This window comes from Streptomyces sp. BBFR51 (assembly GCF_044591655.1).
Classification (GTDB): Bacteria; Actinomycetota; Actinomycetes; order Streptomycetales; family Streptomycetaceae; genus Streptomyces.
Map to the genome: position 1 here is coordinate 7,325,658 of NZ_CP172448.1, position 18,972 is coordinate 7,344,629.

Annotated in this window: 14 protein-coding genes; 10 read left to right on the forward strand and 4 right to left on the reverse strand. The window is 71.9% G+C overall.

All coding sequences use genetic code 11. The annotated features are described in order from the left end of the window. Positions 1-3: 3 nt before the first annotated feature. Positions 4-666, reverse strand: coding sequence for a GPP34 family phosphoprotein (locus ACGH7X_RS33235; RefSeq protein ID WP_399892387.1), 663 nt, complete (start codon positions 664-666; stop codon positions 4-6). Positions 667-996: 330 nt separating this feature from the next. On the opposite strand from ACGH7X_RS33235, the gene ACGH7X_RS33240 reads away from it, so the two are divergent. Both ACGH7X_RS33240 and ACGH7X_RS33245 read left to right on the forward strand, forming a co-directional pair. Beyond that, positions 997-2,622: an ABC-F family ATP-binding cassette domain-containing protein gene (locus tag ACGH7X_RS33240; RefSeq protein ID WP_399892390.1), complete on the forward strand. Its 1,626-nt coding sequence runs from the start codon at positions 997-999 to the stop codon at positions 2,620-2,622. 10 nt (positions 2,623-2,632) lie between these two features. Then, positions 2,633-4,891 carry an ATP-binding cassette domain-containing protein gene (locus ACGH7X_RS33245; RefSeq protein ID WP_399892393.1) on the forward strand — a complete coding sequence of 753 codons (2,259 nt, stop codon included), beginning with the start codon at positions 2,633-2,635 and terminating at the stop codon, positions 4,889-4,891. A gap of 13 nt (positions 4,892-4,904) precedes the next feature. Here the strand turns inward: ACGH7X_RS33245 and ACGH7X_RS33250 are convergent, their stop codons facing one another. Continuing rightward, positions 4,905-6,083, reverse strand: a complete 1,179-nt coding sequence (locus ACGH7X_RS33250; RefSeq protein ID WP_399892396.1) for a saccharopine dehydrogenase family protein — start codon at positions 6,081-6,083, stop codon at positions 4,905-4,907. A gap of 207 nt (positions 6,084-6,290) precedes the next feature. On the opposite strand from ACGH7X_RS33250, the gene ACGH7X_RS33255 reads away from it, so the two are divergent. The 3 genes from ACGH7X_RS33255 to ACGH7X_RS33265 are packed head-to-tail and all read left to right on the forward strand — an operon-like array spanning position 6,291 to position 10,933. Further along, a complete protein-coding gene (locus ACGH7X_RS33255; protein WP_399892398.1) occupies positions 6,291-7,460 on the forward strand; it encodes a CaiB/BaiF CoA transferase family protein in 1,170 nt (389 codons plus the stop codon). A gap of 11 nt (positions 7,461-7,471) precedes the next feature. Then, positions 7,472-8,686, forward strand: coding sequence for an acetyl-CoA C-acetyltransferase (locus ACGH7X_RS33260; RefSeq protein ID WP_399892401.1), 1,215 nt, complete (start codon positions 7,472-7,474; stop codon positions 8,684-8,686). 48 nt (positions 8,687-8,734) lie between these two features. Beyond that, a complete protein-coding gene (locus ACGH7X_RS33265; protein WP_399892404.1) occupies positions 8,735-10,933 on the forward strand; it encodes a 3-hydroxyacyl-CoA dehydrogenase NAD-binding domain-containing protein in 2,199 nt (732 codons plus the stop codon). Between the two features lie 11 nt (positions 10,934-10,944). Here ACGH7X_RS33265 and ACGH7X_RS33270 read toward each other — a convergent pair whose 3' ends face one another. Beyond that, positions 10,945-11,733: a MerR family transcriptional regulator gene (locus tag ACGH7X_RS33270; RefSeq protein WP_399892407.1), complete on the reverse strand. Its 789-nt coding sequence runs from the start codon at positions 11,731-11,733 to the stop codon at positions 10,945-10,947. Between the two features lie 184 nt (positions 11,734-11,917). Here ACGH7X_RS33270 and ACGH7X_RS33275 point away from each other — a divergent pair, with 184 nt between their 5' ends. Continuing rightward, positions 11,918-13,387 carry an amino acid permease gene (locus ACGH7X_RS33275; RefSeq protein ID WP_399892409.1) on the forward strand — a complete coding sequence of 490 codons (1,470 nt, stop codon included), beginning with the start codon at positions 11,918-11,920 and terminating at the stop codon, positions 13,385-13,387. A 60-nt stretch (positions 13,388-13,447) separates the two neighbouring features. Further along, positions 13,448-13,933 (forward strand): macro domain-containing protein, encoded by a 486-nt coding sequence (locus ACGH7X_RS33280; RefSeq protein ID WP_399892412.1) that lies wholly within the window; start codon positions 13,448-13,450, stop codon positions 13,931-13,933. 10 nt (positions 13,934-13,943) lie between these two features. Here ACGH7X_RS33280 and ACGH7X_RS33285 read toward each other — a convergent pair whose 3' ends face one another. Then, positions 13,944-15,437: a M1 family metallopeptidase gene (locus ACGH7X_RS33285; RefSeq protein WP_399892415.1), complete on the reverse strand. Its 1,494-nt coding sequence runs from the start codon at positions 15,435-15,437 to the stop codon at positions 13,944-13,946. Positions 15,438-15,601: 164 nt separating this feature from the next. On the opposite strand from ACGH7X_RS33285, the gene ACGH7X_RS33290 reads away from it, so the two are divergent. From ACGH7X_RS33290 to ACGH7X_RS33300, 3 genes are all read left to right on the forward strand, one after another. Next, positions 15,602-15,859: a hypothetical protein gene (locus ACGH7X_RS33290; protein ID WP_399892418.1), complete on the forward strand. Its 258-nt coding sequence runs from the start codon at positions 15,602-15,604 to the stop codon at positions 15,857-15,859. Then, on the forward strand, positions 15,856-17,139 hold the full coding sequence (locus ACGH7X_RS33295) for a M14 family metallocarboxypeptidase (RefSeq protein ID WP_399892421.1): 1,284 nt from the start codon (positions 15,856-15,858) through the stop codon (positions 17,137-17,139). The genes ACGH7X_RS33290 and ACGH7X_RS33295 overlap by 4 nt, the downstream gene beginning before the upstream one ends. Positions 17,140-17,219: 80 nt before the next feature. Continuing rightward, positions 17,220-18,956, forward strand: a complete 1,737-nt coding sequence (locus ACGH7X_RS33300) for a BCCT family transporter (RefSeq protein ID WP_399892424.1) — start codon at positions 17,220-17,222, stop codon at positions 18,954-18,956. The last annotated feature ends 16 nt before the right edge of the window (positions 18,957-18,972 follow it).

Sequence of the window (18,972 nt, forward strand, 5' to 3'; positions counted from 1 at the left end):
CCTCTACGCCGCCGAGGCCTGCGCGGTCTCGGCGCTCACCGCGCCCCACACCTCGCCCACGATCTTCCGCATCCCGGGCGCCGCCGCCCCGCAGCGCCCGGTCAGTTCCGTGATCCGGTCCCGCCCGCGCGCCCCGCTCCCCGCGCCCGCCGGGACACCCAGTGCGGCCGCGGCCGCCAGCGCCGCCACGGCCGCGTCCCGCTCGGAGACCTCCCCGGCCGGCAGCGGCCCCTCCAGGACCCGCCGCGTCTCCTCGCGGAGCGCCCGCGCCACGGCGACCCGCGCGAGCGTGTATTCCACGGACGGGAACACGCCGAGCACGCGCCTCTTCTCGGCACGCAGATACCCCTCGGCCACCAGCTGCTCCCGGACGGCGTCGAAGGTCACCCGGGCGTGCAGCCGCACCCATGTGCGCCACCGGTGCGGCAGCGACTCGCGGACGAGTTCCAGCAGCCCGTCCAGGACGGCGTCCCCGGTGCGGGAATCCAGGTCGGCGGGGGTGGCGACGCCGTCGTCGTCGATGAGCAGACCGTGCTGGGCCAGTTCGGTGAGCGCGCCGGCGCGCACCAGGTGGTGGACCCGGGCGGTGTCGGCGGCCCCGGACCGCGCGGGGTCCCAGGCCAGCAGGCAGAGCCGGGCCGGCAGTGAGAGCGAGCCGTTGGGCACGGGGCCTCCTCGGGGCCGTGAGACCGGGGCCGCGTCGGCGTTAATGCGTTGACAGGCCATCCGGTCTCTCTTAGATTCTGAATCGCTTCTGTTGCCGCCGATTGGAGAAGGACGTTGCTCGTCTGAGGTCCTGAGACACCGCGTCACACGTATCTCACGTGTGTACGCCGCGTGCGACCTCGGCGTCCGAGCCGTCCTTGCGGAGCAGGGCTTTTTTCATGCCCGAGCGCTCCCTGGACCCCTCCTTCCTCGTCCGACGTCGGCCGCCCGCTTCCGGTGTCTCGATACGCGTTTGCCCCTGACCGCCTCGAGCAACCGCGGAGACCCCGTATGTCTACTTCCCTCACCTGTACCTCCCTCTCCTTCGCCTGGCCCGACGGCACCGCCGTCTTCGAAGGCCTCGACACCTCCTTCGCACCCGGCAGGACCGGGCTGGTCGGTGTCAACGGAGCGGGCAAGTCAACCCTGTTGAAGCTGATCGCCGGGCGGCTCACCCCGGCCGACGGCACCGTCCGCGTGGCCGGCGAGGTGGGTTACCTCCCGCAGAACGTCACGCTCGACACCACGCTGCGCGTCGACGAGGCGCTCGGCATCGACGTACGGCGGGCCGCGCTGCACGCCATCGAGGCGGGTGACGTGGCCGAGGAGCACTTCGAGACCGTCGGCGACGACTGGGACGTCGAGGAGCGTGCGCTGGCCACGCTCGGCGAACTGGGCCTCGGTCACATCGGGCTCGACCGCACCGTGGGCGAGGTCTCGGGCGGCGAGTCGGTGCTGCTGCGCCTGGCCGCGCTGCTGCTGCGCCGGCCCGACGTCCTGCTCCTGGACGAGCCCACCAACAACCTCGACGTGTACGCGCGCAGGCGGCTGTACGCGGCCGTCGCCTCCTGGCCGGGCATGATGGTCGTGGTCAGCCACGACCGCGAGCTGCTGGAACTGGTCGACCAGATCGCCGACCTGCGTGCCGGCTCCATCACCTGGTACGGCGGGAACCTCTCGGCGTACGAGGAGGCGCTGGCCGTGGAACAGGAGGCCGCCGAGCGGATGATGCGGGTGGCCGAGGCGGATCTGCGCAAGCAGAAGCGCGAACTGGCCGACGCCCAGGTCGTCCTGGCCCGGCGCAGGCGGTACGGGCAGAAGATGTACGACACCAAGCGCGAGCCCCGGGCGGTGATGAAGCTGCGCGCACGCACCGCCCAGGAATCCGCCGGCAAGTACCGCGTCATGCACGAGGAGAAGCTCGCCGAGGCGAAGGAGCGGCTCGACGAGGCGGCGGAGGCCGTGCGGGACGACGCCGAGATCCGCGTCGACCTGCCGTACACGGCCGTGCCGCCGGGCCGGTCCGTGCTCACGCTGCGGAACCTGGAGCTGATGTACGGCACCCGGGTGACAGGCGGTCTCGATCTGCACGGTCCCGAACGGATCGCGCTGATCGGGCGCAACGGCGCGGGCAAGACCACGCTGCTGCGCACCGTCGCCGGGGAACTGGAGCCGGTGTCGGGCGAGGCGACGGCACACGTGCCGCTGCGGTTCCTGCCGCAGCGCCTCGACGTCCTCGACGACGGGCTGAGCGTCGCGGAGAACGTGGCCCGGTTCGCGCCGGGCGCCACCAACAACCGGGTCAGGGCCCGGCTGGCGCGCTTCCTGTTCCGGGGTGCCCGGGCCGACCAGAAGGCGGAGACGCTGTCCGGCGGCGAACGTTTCCGGGCAACGCTGGCCGCGCTGATGCTGGCCGAGCCCGCACCGCAGCTGCTGATGCTGGACGAGCCGACGAACAACCTGGACATGGCCAGCGTGCGGCAGCTCACCACGGCGCTGGAGTCGTACGAGGGGGCGCTGATCGTGGCCAGCCACGACATGCCGTTCCTTCAGTCGCTCGGCATCACCCGCATCCTGCTGCTGGAGGAGGGAGAGCTGAGGGAAATCACGCCAGAAGCTGTCGGGTATCCCGCCTAGCGTCCCCGGTATGAGCGAGTTCATCAGCATCACCGGAGCCAGGGAGAACAACCTCCAGGACGTCACCGTGCGCATCCCGAAGGGCCGGCTGACCGTGTTCACCGGCGTTTCGGGGTCGGGCAAGTCGTCGGTCGTGTTCGACACGATCGCGGTGGAGTCGCAGCGCCAGCTGAACGAGACGTTCACCTGGTTCGTGCGCAACCGGCTGCCGAAGTACGAGCGGCCGCACGCGGACGCCCTGGAGGACCTGACCCCCGCGATCGTCGTCGACCAGCGGCCCATCGGCGGCCACTCCCGCTCCACGGTCGGCACCATGACCGACATCCACTCGGTGCTGCGGGTGCTGTTCTCCCGGCACGGCACGCCCGGTGCCGGAGGGGCGACGGCGTACTCGTTCAACGACCCGTCGGGCATGTGCCCCGGCTGCGACGGCCTGGGCCGCAGGGTGCAGCCCGACTGGGACCGGATCCTCGACCCGGCCAGGTCGCTGGCCGGCGGGGCGGTCCGCTTCCCGCCGTTCGCGGCCGGGACCTGGCAGGGGCAGGCGTACACCAACACGCGGGAGCTGGACACGGACAAGCCGGTCGGCGACTTCACGGACGCCGAGCGCGCGTTCCTGATGCGCGGCCGGCCCGGCAGCAAGGTCACCGTCAACGGCTCGGGCGGGACGTGGAGCACCGACTACGAGGGGCTGGCGGACCGGTTCGAGCGGCTGTACCTCAAGCGGGACCTGTCGGGCATGAGCGAGAAGACCCGGGACCTGGTGCGCGGCTTCCTGGCCGAGGGCCGCTGTCCCGAGTGCGGCGGGGCCCGGCTGAACGCGGCGGCGCTCGCGACCCGGATCGACGGGCGCTCCATCGCGGACTGCTCCGCCATGCAGGTCACCGACCTGATCGCCGTACTGAGGGAGATGGACGACCCGGTGGCCCGGCCGGTCGCCGCCGCCGCGGTGGCCGCGCTGGAGCGGATCGAGGCGATCGGCCTCGGCTATCTCAGCCTGGACCGGGAGACCTCCACCCTGTCGGGCGGCGAGGGGCAGCGGCTGAAGACCGTGCGGCACCTCGGCTCCAGCCTGACCGGGATGACGTACATCTTCGACGAGCCCAGCGTCGGGCTGCACCCGCGTGACGTCGGGCGCCTCGGCGACCTGCTGCTGCGGCTGCGCGACAAGGGCAACACCGTGCTGGTGGTGGAGCACGACCCGGACGTCATCGCGCTGGCGGACCACGTCGTCGACATGGGTCCGCGGGCCGGTGCCGACGGCGGCCGGGTGGTGTTCGAGGGGACGCCGGGCGGGCTGGCCGCGTCGGACACGCTCACCGGGCGGTGCCTGGGGCGCCGTACGGCGGTGAAGGAGACCGTGCGGACGGCGGCCGGGGAGCTGTGGGTGAAGGGCGCCGGCCGCCACAACCTGCGGGACGTGACGGTGGCGTTCCCGACCGGGGTGCTCACCGCGGTCACCGGGGTCGCCGGGTCGGGCAAGAGCACGCTGGTCGCGGAGCTGACCGCCGCGCACCCGGACGCCGTGGTCGTCGACCAGTCGGCCATCGGCATCTCGGCGCGCTCGACCCCGGCGACGTACCTCGGGATCATGGACACGGTGCGGAAGATCTTCGCGCGGGAGACGGGTGCCGAGCCGGGGTTCTTCAGCTTCAACTCGGCGGGGGCGTGCGGCACCTGCGAGGGGCGCGGGATCATCCACACCGACCTCGCCTTCATGGACCCGGTGACGACCACCTGCCACGACTGCGAGGGGCGGCGCTTCCGGGAGGAGGTGCTGCGGCTGACGGTCGACGGCCACTCCGTCGCCGACGTGCTGGCGATGACCGCCGGCCGGGCCCTGGACTTCTTCGCCGACGCGGGCGTACGACGCCGGCTGCGAGCCCTGCGCGACGTCGGCCTCACCTACCTCACGCTCGGGCAGCCGCTGTCCACCCTCTCCGGCGGCGAGCGGCAGAGGATCAAGCTGGCGACCCGGCTGCACCGCACCGGCGCCGTGTACGTCCTGGACGAGCCGACCACCGGTCTGCACATGTCGGACGTCGAGGCTCTGCTCGCCCTGCTGGACCGGCTGGTCGACACCGGCAACACGGTCGTGGTCGTGGAGCACAACCTGGACGTGGTGGCGCACGCCGACTGGGTCGTCGACCTCGGCCCCGACGGGGGGCGGGACGGCGGCCGGGTGATCTTCGAAGGCGCCCCGCGCGCCCTGCTCGCGGCCCGCGGCTCCAGCACGGCGGAGCATCTCAGGAGGGCCACGATCCGCTGACGGGGGCGCCCCGTCAGCGGATCGCGGCCACCCGGAAGCCGATGCCGGCCGCCCGCAGCCGGTTGGTCAGCGCGTCGCCCATCGCCACGGCCGTCGTGACCTGCCCCGCCGTCGGCGGCAGCGCGTCGAGGGCGAGACAGAGCGCCGCCTCGGCGAACATCTTGGCCGTCTCGTCGTAACCGGGATCGCCGCCCGCGACCTCGGTGAACACCTTCCGGCCGCCGCCCTCGCCGACGAAGCGCACCGAGAACCAGCTCCTCGCCCGCCGCTCGGCGCCCGGTCCGTCACCCGGCTCGAGCCGGCCGGACAGCCAGCGCCGCGCGGGCGGCACCTGGGCCGCCGCCACCAGCGCGCCCACGGCCGCCACCCCGCCCACCGCGACGGGCAGCCGCCGCACGGCCGCGTAGTGGCGGTAGCGGAAGTCGGGGCCGTAGCGGTCCAGGACCTTCGCGGAGCGCCGCACGATCTGCGCGTCGATGGTCGGCAGCGGCAGCGCCCAGGCACCCACATCGCCGGCGAACCGCGGCGCCCCCGTCGGCGTCACCACGCGGCGCCCCACCAGACGGGGCTCGTGCCGCCGCCGTTCCAGCGCGGCGGCCCGCAGCTGCCGCCCGCGCGCGAACTGACCCAGCGCGGAGGCGAACGTACCGCCCGAGAAGGTGGCGCCGACGGTCACGAAACCGTCCACGGCCAGCGGCACGCCCTCGGGCAGTTGCCGCACGGTGAAGTGCACGCCGAGGTCGTGCGGGACCGAGTCGAAGCCGCAGGCGTGCACCAGCCGGGCCCCGGTCTCCCGCGCGCGGGCGTCGTGGCGGACGTACGTCAGGTCCACGAACTCGGGCTCGCCGGTGAGGTCGAGATAGTCCGTGCCCGCCTCCGCGCAGGCGGCGACCAGCGCGTCGCCGTACCGGACGTAGGGGCCGACCGTCGTGGCCACCACGCGCGCGTGCTCGGCGAGTTCGCGCAGCGAGGCCGGATCGGACACGTCGGCGAGCAGTACGCCGGCCTCCGCCGCGCCGGGCAGCCGTTCGCGCAGCCGCCGCAGCCTCTCCTCGCTGCGGCCCGCGATCGCCCAGCGCAGTCCGGCGGGCGCGTGCGCGGCGAGGTACTCCGCGGTCAGCTCGCCGACGAACCCCGTCGCCCCGAAGAGCACGAGGTCGTACGGCCGATCGGCCCTGTTCAGCCTGTTCATGACATCCCTTCGTCACCCGTCGGCAACCCCTGGGTCCGCAGCACGCGCCGTTGCCGGTGGCTGAGGCTAGCGTGAGGATCGCGGGGCCCGGAGAGAGGCCTGCGCCATAATTGGCTAAGCGCTTGCTCGCCCGGGTCTTGTGCCCAGTGGAACACGTTCTTAGCATCACTGGTGTTACATCGGTTGTGTCACAGAGCTGGGGGCTGAATGTCGGAAGGGAAGACGCCGGCGCGGACGACGGGCGCGGGTCCGCTCGCCGGTGTGCGCGTGGTCGAGCTGGCCGGGATCGGTCCCGGGCCCTTCGCCGCCATGCTCCTGGCCGACCTGGGAGCCGACGTCGTCCGCGTCGACCGGCCCGGCGGGCCCGGCCTCGGGATCGACCCCGCCCACGACGTCACCAACCGCAACAAGCGCTCCGTGGTCGTCGACCTCAAGGCACCGGACGGCCCGGCCCGCGTCCTCGACCTCGCCGAACGCGCCGACGTCCTGATCGAGGGCTACCGCCCCGGCGTGGCGGAGCGGCTCGGCGTGGGCCCCGGGGACTGCCACGCCCGCAACCCCCGCCTCGTCTACGGCCGCATGACCGGCTGGGGCCAGGAAGGACCGCTCGCCCAGCGCGCCGGGCACGACATCGGGTACATCGCGCTCACCGGCACCCTCGGCATGATCGGCGCCCCCGACGAGCCGCCGGCCGTCCCCGCCAACCTCCTCGGCGACTACGCGGGCGGCTCCCTCTACCTGGTCGTCGGCATCCTCGCCGCCCTGCACCACGCCCGCGCGAGCGGCACCGGGCAGGTCGTGGACGCCGCCATCGTCGACGGCACCGCCCACCTCTCCTCGATGATCCACGGCATGCTCGCCGCCGGCGGCTGGCAGGACCGGCGCGGCGCCAACCTCCTCGACGGCGGCTGCCCCTTCTACGGCACCTACGAGACCGCCGACGGCCGGTACATGGCCGTCGGTGCGCTCGAGCCGCGCTTCTACGCCGAGTTCATGCGCCTCCTCGGCATCCCCGACCTGGCGCCGGCCCGCGACGACATGTCCCGCTGGCCCGAACTGCGCGAGGCCGTCGCCGCCCGGTTCAAGTCCCGTACCCGCGACGAGTGGACGGTCGTCTTCGACGGCTCCGACGCCTGCACGGCCCCCGTGCTGTCGCTGCGCGAGGCCCCGCACCATCCGCACCTCGCCGCTCGCGGCACCTTCACCGACCACGGCGGCATCACCCAGCCCGCCCCCGCGCCCCGCTTCTCCGCGACCCCCACCGCCGTACGCACCGGGCCCGCCCGGCCGGGCGGCGACACCGAGGCCGTGACCCGCGACTGGGACCTGCCCCGGCGTCCGGACCCCGCCCCGAACACCGCAACGAACCCTCAGTGAAAGGCCTGCCAGTGACCACCGAAGCGTACGTGTACGACGCGATCCGCACCCCGCGCGGCCGCGGCAAGGCGAACGGCGCCCTGCACGGCACGAAGCCCGTCGACCTGGTCGTCGGCCTCATCCACGAGATCCGCGCCCGCTTCCCGGACCTGGACCCGGCCGCCGTCGACGACATCGTGCTCGGCGTGGTCGGCCCCGTCGGCGACCAGGGCTCCGACATCGCCCGCGTCGCCGCCATCGCCGCCGGACTGCCGGACACGGTGGCCGGCGTCCAGGAGAACCGCTTCTGCGCCTCCGGTCTGGAGGCCGTCAACATGGCCGCCATGAAAGTGCGTTCCGGCTGGGAGGACCTGGTCCTCGCGGGCGGCGTCGAGTCGATGTCCCGGGTGCCGATGGCCTCGGACGGCGGCGCCTGGTTCAACGACCCGATGACCAACCTCGCCACCAACTTCGTCCCGCAGGGCATCGGCGCCGACCTGATCGCCACCATCGAGGGCTTCTCCCGCCGCGACGTCGACGAGTACGCCGCCCTGTCCCAGGAGCGCGCGGCCGCCGCCTGGAAGGACGGCCGCTTCGAGCGGTCCGTCGTACCGGTGAGGGACCGCGCCGGTCTCACCGTCCTCGACCACGACGAGCACCCGCGTCCGGGCACCACCGCCGACTCCCTCGCGAAGCTCAAGCCCTCCTTCGCCGACATCGGCGAACTGGGCGGCTTCGACGCCGTGGCGCTGCAGAAGTACCACTGGGTCGAGAGGATCGACCACGTCCACCACGCGGGCAACTCCTCCGGCATCGTCGACGGCGCGTCCCTGGTCGCCATCGGCTCCAAGGAGGTCGGCGACCGCTACGGTCTGCGGCCGCGCGCGCGGATCGTCTCCGCCGCCGTCTCCGGCTCCGAGCCCACCATCATGCTCACCGGCCCCGCCCCGGCCACCCGCAAGGCCCTGGCGAAGGCCGGGCTGAGCATCGACGACATCGACCTCGTCGAGATCAACGAGGCGTTCGCCGCGGTCGTCCTGCGCTTCGTCAAGGACATGGGCCTGTCCCTGGACAAGGTCAACGTCAACGGCGGTGCGATCGCACTGGGCCACCCCCTCGGCGCCACCGGCGCGATGATCCTCGGCACCCTCGTGGACGAACTGGAGCGCCAGGACAAGCGCTACGGCCTCGCCACCCTGTGCGTGGGCGGCGGCATGGGCATCGCCACGATCGTCGAGCGCATCTGACTCCCTGCCCGGCAGCGGCCACCCGAGACCTCACTGGAGACCCCCGTCATGACGACCGAGAGCACCACCATCCGCTGGGAGCAGGACGACACCGGCGTCGTCACCCTCGTCCTCGACGACCCCGACCAGTCCGCGAACACCATGAACCAGGCGTTCCGCGAGTCCCTCGCCGTGATCACCGACCGCCTGGAGGCCGAGAAGGACTCGATCCGCGGCGTCGTCTTCACCTCCGCCAAGAAGACCTTCTTCGCCGGCGGCGACCTGCGCGACCTGATCCGCGTCACCCCCGAGACCGCCCAGGACCTCTTCGACGGCGGCATGGCCATCAAGCGGAACCTGCGCCGCATCGAGACCCTCGGCAAGCCGGTCGTCGCCGCCCTGAACGGCGCGGCCCTCGGCGGCGGTTACGAGATCGCCCTCGCCTGCCACCACCGCGTCGCCCTCGACGCGCCCGGCTCCAAGATCGGCTGCCCCGAGGTCACCCTCGGCCTGCTCCCCGGAGGCGGCGGCGTCGTCCGCACCGTCCGGATGCTCGGCATCACCGACGCGCTGCTCAAGGTGCTCCTCCAGGGCACCCAGTACAACCCGCGCCGCGCCCAGGAGAACGGCCTGGTCGACGAGGTCGCCGACACCCGCGAGGACATGCTCGCCAAGGCCCGCGCCTTCATCGACGCCCACCCGGAGTCCGCCCAGCCCTGGGACCGGCCCGGCTACCGCATCCCCGGCGGCACCCCCGCCCACCCGAAGTTCGCGGCCAACCTGCCCGCCTTCCCCGCCAACCTGCGCAAGCAGACGGGCGGTGCCCCCTACCCGGCACCGCGCAACATCATGGCCGCCGCCGTCGAGGGCTCCCAGGTCGACTTCGAGACCGCCCAGGTCATCGAGGCCCGCTACTTCGTCGAGCTGGCCGCCGGGCAGACCTCGAAGAACATGATCCAGGCGTTCTTCTTCGACCTCCAGGCGGTCAACTCCGGTGCCAACCGCCCGAAGGGCGTCGAGCCCCGGAAGGTCACCAAGGTGGCCGTCCTCGGTGCCGGGATGATGGGCGCCGGCATCGCCTACTCGTGCGCACGCGCGGGCATCGACGTCGTCCTCAAGGACGTCGCCCTGGAAGCGGCCCTCAAGGGCAAGGCGTACTCCGAGAAGCTGTGCGCCAAGGCCGTCGCCAAGGGCCGTACGAGTCAGGAGAAGGCGGACGCGCTGCTGGCCCGGATCACACCGACCGCCGAGGCCGCCGACCTCGCCGGGTGCGACGCGGTCATCGAGGCGGTCTTCGAGGACACCTCGCTCAAGCACAAGGTGTTCCAGGAGATCGAGCACGTCGTCGCCCCCGACGCGCTGCTCTGCTCCAACACCTCCACGCTGCCCATCACCGCGCTGGCCGAGGGCGTCGAGCGGCAGGGCGACTTCATCGGGCTGCACTTCTTCTCGCCGGTCGACAGGATGCCGCTGGTCGAGATCATCAAGGGTGAGCGGACGGGGGAGGAGGCGCTGGCGCGCGCCTTCGATCTGGTCCGGCAGATCAAGAAGACGCCGATCGTGGTCAACGACTCGCGTGGCTTCTTCACCTCCCGGGTCATCGGCCACTTCATCAACGAGGGCGTGGCGATGGTCGGCGAGGGCATCGAGCCCGCCTCCGTCGAACAGGCGGCGGCCCAGGCGGGCTACCCGGCCAAGGTCCTCAACCTCATGGACGAGCTGACCCTCACCCTGCCCCGGAAGATCCGCCAGGAGACCCGACGGGCCGTGGAAGAGGCCGGTGGCACCTGGACCGCACACCCCGCCGATGCCGTCATCGACCGCATGGTGGACGAGTTCGAGCGGCCCGGCCGCAGCGGTGGCGCCGGGTTCTACGAGTACGGCGACGACGGGAAGCGCGCGGGCCTGTGGCCGGGGCTGCGGGAGCACTTCGCCAAGCCCGGGTACGAGATCCCGTTCCGGGACATGCAGGAACGCATGCTCTTCTCGGAGGCGCTCGACACCGTCAAGCTCCTGGAGGAGGGGGTGCTGACGTCGGTGGCCGACGCCAACATCGGCTCCGTCTTCGGCATCGGCTTCCCCGGCTGGACCGGCGGCGTCCTGCAGTACATCAACGGCTACGAGGGCTATGCCGGAGCAGGTGCGGGCCTGCCCGGCTTCGTGGCCCGCGCGCGCGAGCTGGCCGACCGCTACGGCGAGCGCTTCACGCCGCCCGCGCTGCTGGTGGAGAAGGCCGACAAGGGGGAGGTCTTCACCGACGGCCGCTGAGGACGAGCGCCTCAGTCCGGGGCGGCGTGTTCGTCCTCGCCGCCCCCGTCGAGCCACTCCCGCAGCTCCTCGCGCAGCGACCGCTGGAACGTGGTCAGCAGCGCCTGGACCACGAGCGGGTGCATGTGCGCGGACAGTGACCGCACGTCCCGCGCGTCGCGGTCGGCGACCGCGTCGCGCAGCAGCCGCGACAGGTCACGGGCGGCGGCGCGGGAGTGCTCCAGCAGGGCCGTCCGGGCGGCGAGGAGCGTCTGGGAGGAGAACGGCACGTCGAGCAGCTCGACGCCGAGCCGGAGCAGTCCGGCGTCGACCCGGTAGGCGTCGCCGTCCGGGGCGGCGCCGTCCCGCGCGACGATGTCCATCGCCGTGAGCCGGTCCACCTCGTCGTCCGTCAGCGGCCGGCCCGCGCGCCGGCCCAGTTCCTCGCGCGTGAGGCTCTCCACCGTCTCCGGCGCCCAGGAGGCCACCACCGCGCGGTGCAGCGCGAGGTCGTGGGCGCTCAGGCCGGACGGCAGCTGCCCCAGATACCGCTCGATCGCGGCCAGCGTCATGCCCTGGTGCTGCAACTCCTCGATCAGCGCCAGCCGCGCCAGGTGCTCCCCGCCGTAGTGCCCCACCCGGCGCGGACCGATCGTCGGCGGCGGCAGCAGCCCCCTGGTGCCGTAGAAGCGGACCGTGCGCACCGTGACGCCGGCCCGCGCGGCCAGCTCGTCGATCGTGAGGGCCGGCTCCTCGGTGTCGGTCGTCGTCATGTGCAGCAGTATCGCTGTCTCACCAGTGCTGTGAAACCTCTTGCGCATCGCGTGGAGACGGCTGACGGATCCTGTGAGAAGTCACGCTGTGTGACATGAGCCACCGCATGCCCACGCGGCGTCGTGGGAAGGCGCCGCCTTGGTCCGTGCCGCGAAGGGTGGTGCGGGCCTTGTCGCTGTACGGACCACCTGGGCGTACCCCGCCCGGGCGCACCAGAGATTGGTACCACCCGTGAGCAAGGACGCCGTCGAGACGGCACAGGCCGCCGCCCATCCCCGGGCGACCGGGACCATCCCCGTGGACGCGGGCGACGCCGGTTACAGCAAGGACCTCAAGGCCCGCCACGTCAACATGATCGCCATCGGCGGTGCGATCGGCACCGGGCTCTTCCTCGGCGCCGGCGGACGCCTGCGCGACGCGGGCCCGGCGCTCGCGATCGCCTACCTCGTCTGCGGGGTCTTCGCCTTCTTCGTCGTCAGAGCCCTCGGCGAGCTGGTGCTCTACCGGCCCTCCTCCGGGTCCTTCGTGTCGTACGCGCGCGAGTTCCTCGGCGAGAAGGGCGCCTACGTCGCCGGCTGGATGTACTTCCTGAACTGGTCGACGACCGGCATCGCCGACATCACCGCGATCGCCCTGTACACGCACTACTGGAGTATGTTCACGAGCATTCCGCAGTGGGTGCTCGCGCTGGTCGCCCTCGCGGTGGTCCTGGCCGTGAACCTCATCTCGGTGAAGATCTTCGGCGAGATGGAGTTCTGGTTCGCCATCGTCAAGGTCGCCACCCTCGTCGGCTTCATGCTGATCGGCATCTTCCTGCTGGCCACCCGGCACGACGTGGGCGGCCAGACCCCGGGCATCGGCATGATCACCGATCACGGCGGCATCCTCCCGCACGGTGTGATGCCCGTGGTCCTTGTCATGCAGGGCGTGATCTTCTCCTACGCCGCCCTGGAGCTGGTCGGCGTCGCCGCCGGCGAGACCGCCGAGCCGGAGAAGATCGTCCCCCGTGCGGTGAACTCGATCATGTGGCGTGTCGCCCTGTTCTACGTGGGCTCGGTCGTCCTGCTGGCCCTGCTGCTGCCCAGCTCGCTCTACTCGGGCGACGAGAGCCCCTTCGTCACCGTCCTGTCGAAGATCGGCGTCCCGGCGGCCGGCGACGTGATGAACCTGGTCGTCCTCACCGCGGCGATGTCGTCGCTGAACTCCGGCCTGTACTCCACCGGCCGCATCCTGCGCTCCATGGCGACGGCGGGCTCCGCGCCCAGGTTCACCGGGGTGATGAGCCGCAGCCAGGTGCCCTACGGCGGCATCCTGCTCACCTGCGCGGTCTGCGTCCTCGGCGTCGGCCTGAACTACCTGGTGCCGAGCAAGGCCTTCGAGATCGTGCTGAACGTCGCCTCCCTCGGCATCATCAGCACCTGGGTGATCATCATGATCTGCCACCTCGCCTTCGTCCGCCGGGCACGCGCGGGCCTGGTCGAGCGGCCGCACTTCCGCCTGCCCGGCAGCCCGGTCACCGAGCTCGTCACCATCGCCTTCCTGCTGGCCGTGATCGTCCTGATGTGGAACGACCACGAGGTCGGCCGCAAGACCGTGCTGCTCGTGCCCGTGATCGCGGTGATGCTGGTGGCCGGCTGGTTCGGCGTCCGCCGCCGGGTGGCCCGCAACGCCGACCGCGAACTGAGCACGCTCACCGAGTAGCCGGCGGGCAGCGGACAGCGGGCCGCGGCCACTGTCAGTGGCGGCCCCTACGGTGGCGTCATGTCGGAGATCAGGTATGTCCGGGGCGACGCCACCGTTCCGTCGGTCAAGGGCGTCAAGGTGATCGCCCACGTGTGCAACGACCTCGGCGGCTGGGGCAAGGGCTTCGTCCTGGCCGTCTCCCGCCGCTGGCCCGAACCGGAGGCGGCCTACCGCGCCTGGCACCGCGACCGCGCGTCGAACGACTTCGGCCTCGGCGCGGTCCAGTTCGTGCGGGTCGAGCCGTACGTGTGGGTGGCCAACATGATCGGCCAGCGCGGCATCCGGACCGGCAGCAAGGGCGTCCCCGTGCGCTACGAGGCGATCGACACCGCCCTCGGCCGCCTCGCCGACAGGGCGGCCGAGCTGGACGCGTCCGTGCACATGCCCCGCATAGGCTGCGGCCTGGCGGGCGGCAAGTGGTCCCGCGTCGAGCCGCTCATCACCGAGCGTGTCACCCGGCGGGGCGTCCCCGTGACCGTCTACGACCACGGGGACGCGGGCTGAGGCTCGCCGGTCAGTGTGCGTGCACGTCGTTCGTCGCGGCGATCTTCCGCCACGACCGGGGCTGCGCGGGCGTGTCCGAGGACTTCGCGACGGACGCCGCGCGCGCCGCCGGGGCGTCCGGCTTCGACGGCTGGAACAGCCAGGTGTCGAACAGCGCGGCCAGCGGCTTGCCCGACACCTCCTCGGCGTAGCGCCGGAAGTCGTCGACGGACGCGTTGCCGTAGGCGTACTTCGTCGGCCAGCCCCTCAGGAGGGCGAAGAAGTCCTCGTCCCCGATCTCGTTCCGCAGCGCCTGAAGGGCCAGCGCGCCCCGGTCGTAGACCGCCGCGTCGAACTGGTTCTCCGGCCCGGGATCACCGGGCGCCACCGTCCAGAACGCGTCCTCGGCCGGGTACGAGGCGTACGTGTAGTCGGCCAGTTCCTGCGCCGTGCCCTCGCCCTCGTGCTCGGACCACAGCCACTGGGCGTACCGGGCGAAGCCCTCGTTGATCCAGATGTCCTTCCAGCCGCGCACCGAGACCAGGTCGCCGTACCACTGGTGGGCCAGCTCGTGCACGACGACGGACACGTTCGACCCGTTCGCGAACTGCCGCGGGCTGTAGAACGGCCGGGTCTGCGTCTCCAGCGCGTACCCGGTGGTGGTGTTCGGCACGTAGCCGCCGAGCGCGTTGAAGGGATACGGCCCGAAGTACTCGCTCAGCCAGTCGGCGACCTCCCCGGTCCGCTCCACGCTGGCCCGCGCCGCGCCGTCGTTCGCGCCCAGGTCCTTGCTGTAGGCGTTGACGACGGGGATGCCGCTCGCGGTGGTGCCGGTGGTCAGGTCGAACCTGCCGATCGCCAGCGTCGACAGATACGTGGCCTGCGGCTTGTCCGAGCGCCAGTTGAACCGGGTCCAGCCGAGCCGCGAACTCGTCGACTGGAGGGTGCCGTTCGAGATGGCCTGGGTGCCGTCCGGCACCTGCACCGACACGTCGTAGGTGGCCTTGTCGAGGGGATGGTCGTTGCTGGGGAACCACCACCAGGCGGCCTCGGGCTCGTTCGCGCCGACGCCGCCGTCCGGGGTGCGGTGCCAGCTGGTGAAGCCGTACGCCTGCTTCGAGGACGGCACGCCGCTGTAGCGGACGACGACGGTGACGGGCGTGCCCTTGCCGAGCGGGCTCTTCGGGGTGATCTCCAGCTCGTGCTCGCCAGAGGCCGTGAACGACGCCTTCGCGCCGTTGACCCGCACCTCGCCGACCTCCAGCAAAAAGTCCAGGTTGAACCGCGACAGGTCCTCAGTGGTGCGCGCCAGAATGGTCGCCGTGCCCTCCAGCCGGTCCGTGGCCGGCTGGTACTTCAGGCGCAGGTCGTAGTGCGAGACGTCGTATCCGCCGTTTCCGTAGGCCGGGTAGTAGGGGTCGCCGATGCCCGGAGCGCCGGGGGAGTGGGTCGCCGCCGACGCCGGGATCGCCAGCATGAGGGAGGCGGCGCCCAGCACGCCCGGCACAAAGATTCTGCGGTGCACGAAAGCTCCAAGTCGTAGGGTCACGAAGTCTGTTCGGAGGCTATTCAGCTCCTGTGCCCACCGTCATGTCCACGGCCACCCCTGTCACACGATCGCCATCCGGCCGTCACCGGCCACCTCCGGCCCCCTTCTGCGCGGCAGTCGACCGCTGTACCGTCCCGCGCATGCCGATACGCATGCGCCTCACGATCCGGAGACCGCTCGCGACGGCGGCCACGGCCGCACCCCGGCAGCCTCGGGCCGACACGCCGACGCTCACCCTGGACCTCTTCCGCACGTCGGCCCGCGTACCGTTCGTCGGCGGCACCGCCGCGTCCGCCCACGCCACCGCCGGTACGACGACCGCCGTTCCGGCACCCGCACCGCTCGACGGCGTGACCACGCCCCACCCCACGCACCGCGCCCCGAAGGGAGCCCGATGAACCGCCTGCGCACCCTCACCGTGACCACCGCGGCCCTCGCCGCGTCCCTGCTCGGCGCGCCGGCCCACGCCGACGGCCCCGCGCACCACCCGCCCCGCACCGGCTTCGAGCAGACGCACGGCGCCCGCTGGACCACCCAGCCCGAGGAACAGACCCTCCTGGCCGCCGCCGACCGGGCGAGCGACCGCGTCACCGTCGACCGCATCGGCACCACGAAGCAGAACCGCCCGCTGCGGCTCGTGACGATCGGCAGGCACTCCACCCCCAACAAGGTGCTCCTCGTGTGCAGCCAGCACGGTGACGAGCCCTCCGGTCGCGAGGCCTGCCTGTCCACCGTCCGCGACCTGGCGTACGCCAAGGACCGGCGGACCCGGCGCTTCCTGGACCGCACCACCGTGCTGGTCGTGCCCACCGCCAACCCCGACGGCCGCGCCGCGGACACCCGGGGCAACAGCGACGGGGTGGACATCAACCGCGATCATCTCGCCCTCAGGACGGCCGAGGGCCGCGCCATGGCCGCCGTCGTCCGCGACCGGCGCCCCGACGTCATCTACGACCTGCACGAGTACGGCGCCACGCCCCCGTACTACGACAAGGACCTCTTCGACCTCTGGCCCCGCAACCTCAACACCCGTACGCGGGTCCACGACGAGGCCCGCGCCCTGTCCGGGGCGTACGTCCGCCCCGCCGCCGAGCGCGCCGGACACTCGACCGGCACCTACGGGATCTGGACCGACCCCGTCACCGGCGACCCGGTCAAACAGACCGCGGGCGACGGCCAGGAACGCATCCTGCGGAACATGTCCGGCGTGAAACACGCGGTCGGCCTGCTCATCGAGAGCCGCGTCGACCCGCTGACCGACGCCGAGCGAGAGGACCCGGCCCTGAACAACCGGCGCCGGGTGAACTCCCAGCTCGCCGCCCTGGACGGCATGTTCCGCTACGCGGACGAGCGGCGCGGACACGTCGAGGCGGCCACCGGCGCCGCCCGAGTGGCCGGACTGGCCGACACCGGACCCGTGTACCTCGGCGGCGCCGACAACGACCCGGCCGAGGCGTCCGAGGTGCTCCAGGACCCGCCCTGCGGCTACCGGCTGACACCCGCCCAGTACAGCGACATCGGCGATGAACTTGCCCTGCACGGTGTACATGTGCGCCCGGACGGGGAGAAGGGCGCCTACGTACCGCTGCGCCAGCCGCAGCGCGCCCTGGTGCCGCTGCTCCTGGACGAGCGCGCGACGTACCACGTGACCGTGGGCGCACCCGACGCCCACTGCTGAGGAGGTGAGTTCCGCGTCGTACGTGGTAGGGGCGTAGCGGAGGAGTATTTTCAGCCTCACCGACTTGAAAGGTGCCGTCTGTGACGCAGGACCGACCAAGCGACAAGGAAGAGCACGAAAGAGGCACGCTTCCGGGTTCGGAAGCGGGCCTGCCGGGGCATGTGCACAAACCCCGGACCGACCGCGTCGTCTTCGGCGTCACGGCCGCCCTGACCCTCGCGTTCGTCGTCTGGGGCGCCGTCGCCACCGACTCGCTGGAGGACGTCTCCAGCACCATGCTCGGTGGCCTGATGCACAACGGCGGCTGGGGGTTCACGCTGGCCGCGTCCGGGTTCGTGGTCTTCGCCCTCTGGCTCGCGGCCAGCCGCTACGGCCGCATCCACCTGGGCGCCGAGGGCGAGGAACCCGAGTTCCGCACCGTGTCCTGGATCGCCATGATGTTCAGCGCCGGCATGGGCATCGGCCTGATGTTCTGGGGCGTGAGCGAGCCGCTGGCGCACTACACGACGGCCCCGCCGGGCACCTCCCCGGCCGACTCCGGCGCCCGCATGGAGACGGCCATGGCCACCACCCTGTTCCACTGGACGCTCCATCCGTGGGCGATCTACGCGGTGGTCGGTCTCGGCATCGCCTACAGCACCTTCCGCAGGCGCCGCAGGCAGACCATAAGCGCGGTGTTCACCCCGCTCATCGGCGAGAGGCACGCCAACGGCGTCAGCGGCCGGATCATCGACATCCTGGCCATCATCGCGACGATCTTCGGCTCCGCGGCCTCCCTCGGCCTCGGCGCGCTGCAGATCGGCTCCGGCGTGGAGAAGCTCGACTGGATGGACAAGGTCAGCACCGGGCTGCTGGTCGGCATCATCGCGGTGCTCACGGTGGCGTTCGTGGCCTCCGCGATCTCCGGCGTCGAGAAGGGCATCCAGTGGCTGTCCAACACCAACATGGTGCTGGCCCTGCTGCTCGCCGTGTTCGTGTTCGTCGCGGGCCCGACCATCCTCATCCTCGACCTGCTGCCCACGTCGATCTTCGGCTACCTCGGCGACCTGCCCGAACTGGCCGGTCGCACGGAGATCAGCGGTGGCGAGGGCGTCGCGGACTGGCTGAGCAGCTGGACGATCTTCTACTGGGCGTGGTGGATCTCCTGGACGCCCTTCGTCGGCATGTTCATCGCCCGCATCAGCCGGGGCCGGACCATCCGTCAGTTCATCGGCGGCGTCATCCTCGTGCCCAGCGTGGTCAGCCTGATCTGGTTCGCGATCTTCGGCGGCTCGGCGATGCGGCTGCAGGAGCAGAACCGGCTGGGCGACGACACGACCCCCGAGGGCCGGCTCTTCGCCGTGCTGCAGGAGTACCCCATCGCCACGGCGACCAGCCTGCTGGTGATGATCCTCGTCGGCATCTTCTTCGTGTCGGGAGCCGACGCGGCCTCCATCGTGATGGGCACCCTCTCGCAGAAGGGCGCGCTCGAACCGAGCCGCTGGGTGGTGATCTTCTGGGGCGTGGTGACCGGCGCGGTCGCCGCGATCATGCTGCTGATCGGCAGTGGCGAGGCGGACGCGCTCACGGGTCTGCAGAACCTCACGATCCTCGCGGCGGCGCCCTTCGTCATCGTGATGATCTTCATGTGCGTCGCCCTCATGCGCGACCTGCGCCGTGACCCCCTCATCGTGCGCGGCGAGATGGCCTCCGAGGCCGTCGGACTGGCCGTCATCGAGGGCCACAAGCAGTACGAGGGCGAGTTCGAGATCCGGATCGGTCCGGGCCCCGGCACGGACGTGGAGGGCGACCCGATCGGCAAGCACCAGAACAGCTGACAGGTGACCGCTGCCG

Excerpts from the sequence above, each read along its gene's own strand:
- ACGH7X_RS33265 (WP_399892404.1), top strand. The coding sequence starts at position 8,735 with ATGACGACCGAGAGCACCACCATCCGCTGGGAGCAGGACGACACCGGC.
- ACGH7X_RS33295 (WP_399892421.1), top strand. The coding sequence starts at position 15,856 with ATGAACCGCCTGCGCACCCTCACCGTGACCACCGCGGCCCTCGCCGCG.
- ACGH7X_RS33255 (WP_399892398.1), top strand. The coding sequence starts at position 6,291 with ATGTCGGAAGGGAAGACGCCGGCGCGGACGACGGGCGCGGGTCCGCTC.
- ACGH7X_RS33290 (WP_399892418.1), top strand. The coding sequence starts at position 15,602 with ATGCCGATACGCATGCGCCTCACGATCCGGAGACCGCTCGCGACGGCG.
- ACGH7X_RS33240 (WP_399892390.1), top strand. The coding sequence starts at position 997 with ATGTCTACTTCCCTCACCTGTACCTCCCTCTCCTTCGCCTGGCCCGAC.
- ACGH7X_RS33280 (WP_399892412.1), top strand. The coding sequence starts at position 13,448 with ATGTCGGAGATCAGGTATGTCCGGGGCGACGCCACCGTTCCGTCGGTC.
- ACGH7X_RS33250 (WP_399892396.1), bottom strand. The coding sequence starts at position 6,083 with ATGAACAGGCTGAACAGGGCCGATCGGCCGTACGACCTCGTGCTCTTC.
- ACGH7X_RS33270 (WP_399892407.1), bottom strand. The coding sequence starts at position 11,733 with ATGCGCAAGAGGTTTCACAGCACTGGTGAGACAGCGATACTGCTGCAC.
- ACGH7X_RS33245 (WP_399892393.1), top strand. The coding sequence starts at position 2,633 with ATGAGCGAGTTCATCAGCATCACCGGAGCCAGGGAGAACAACCTCCAG.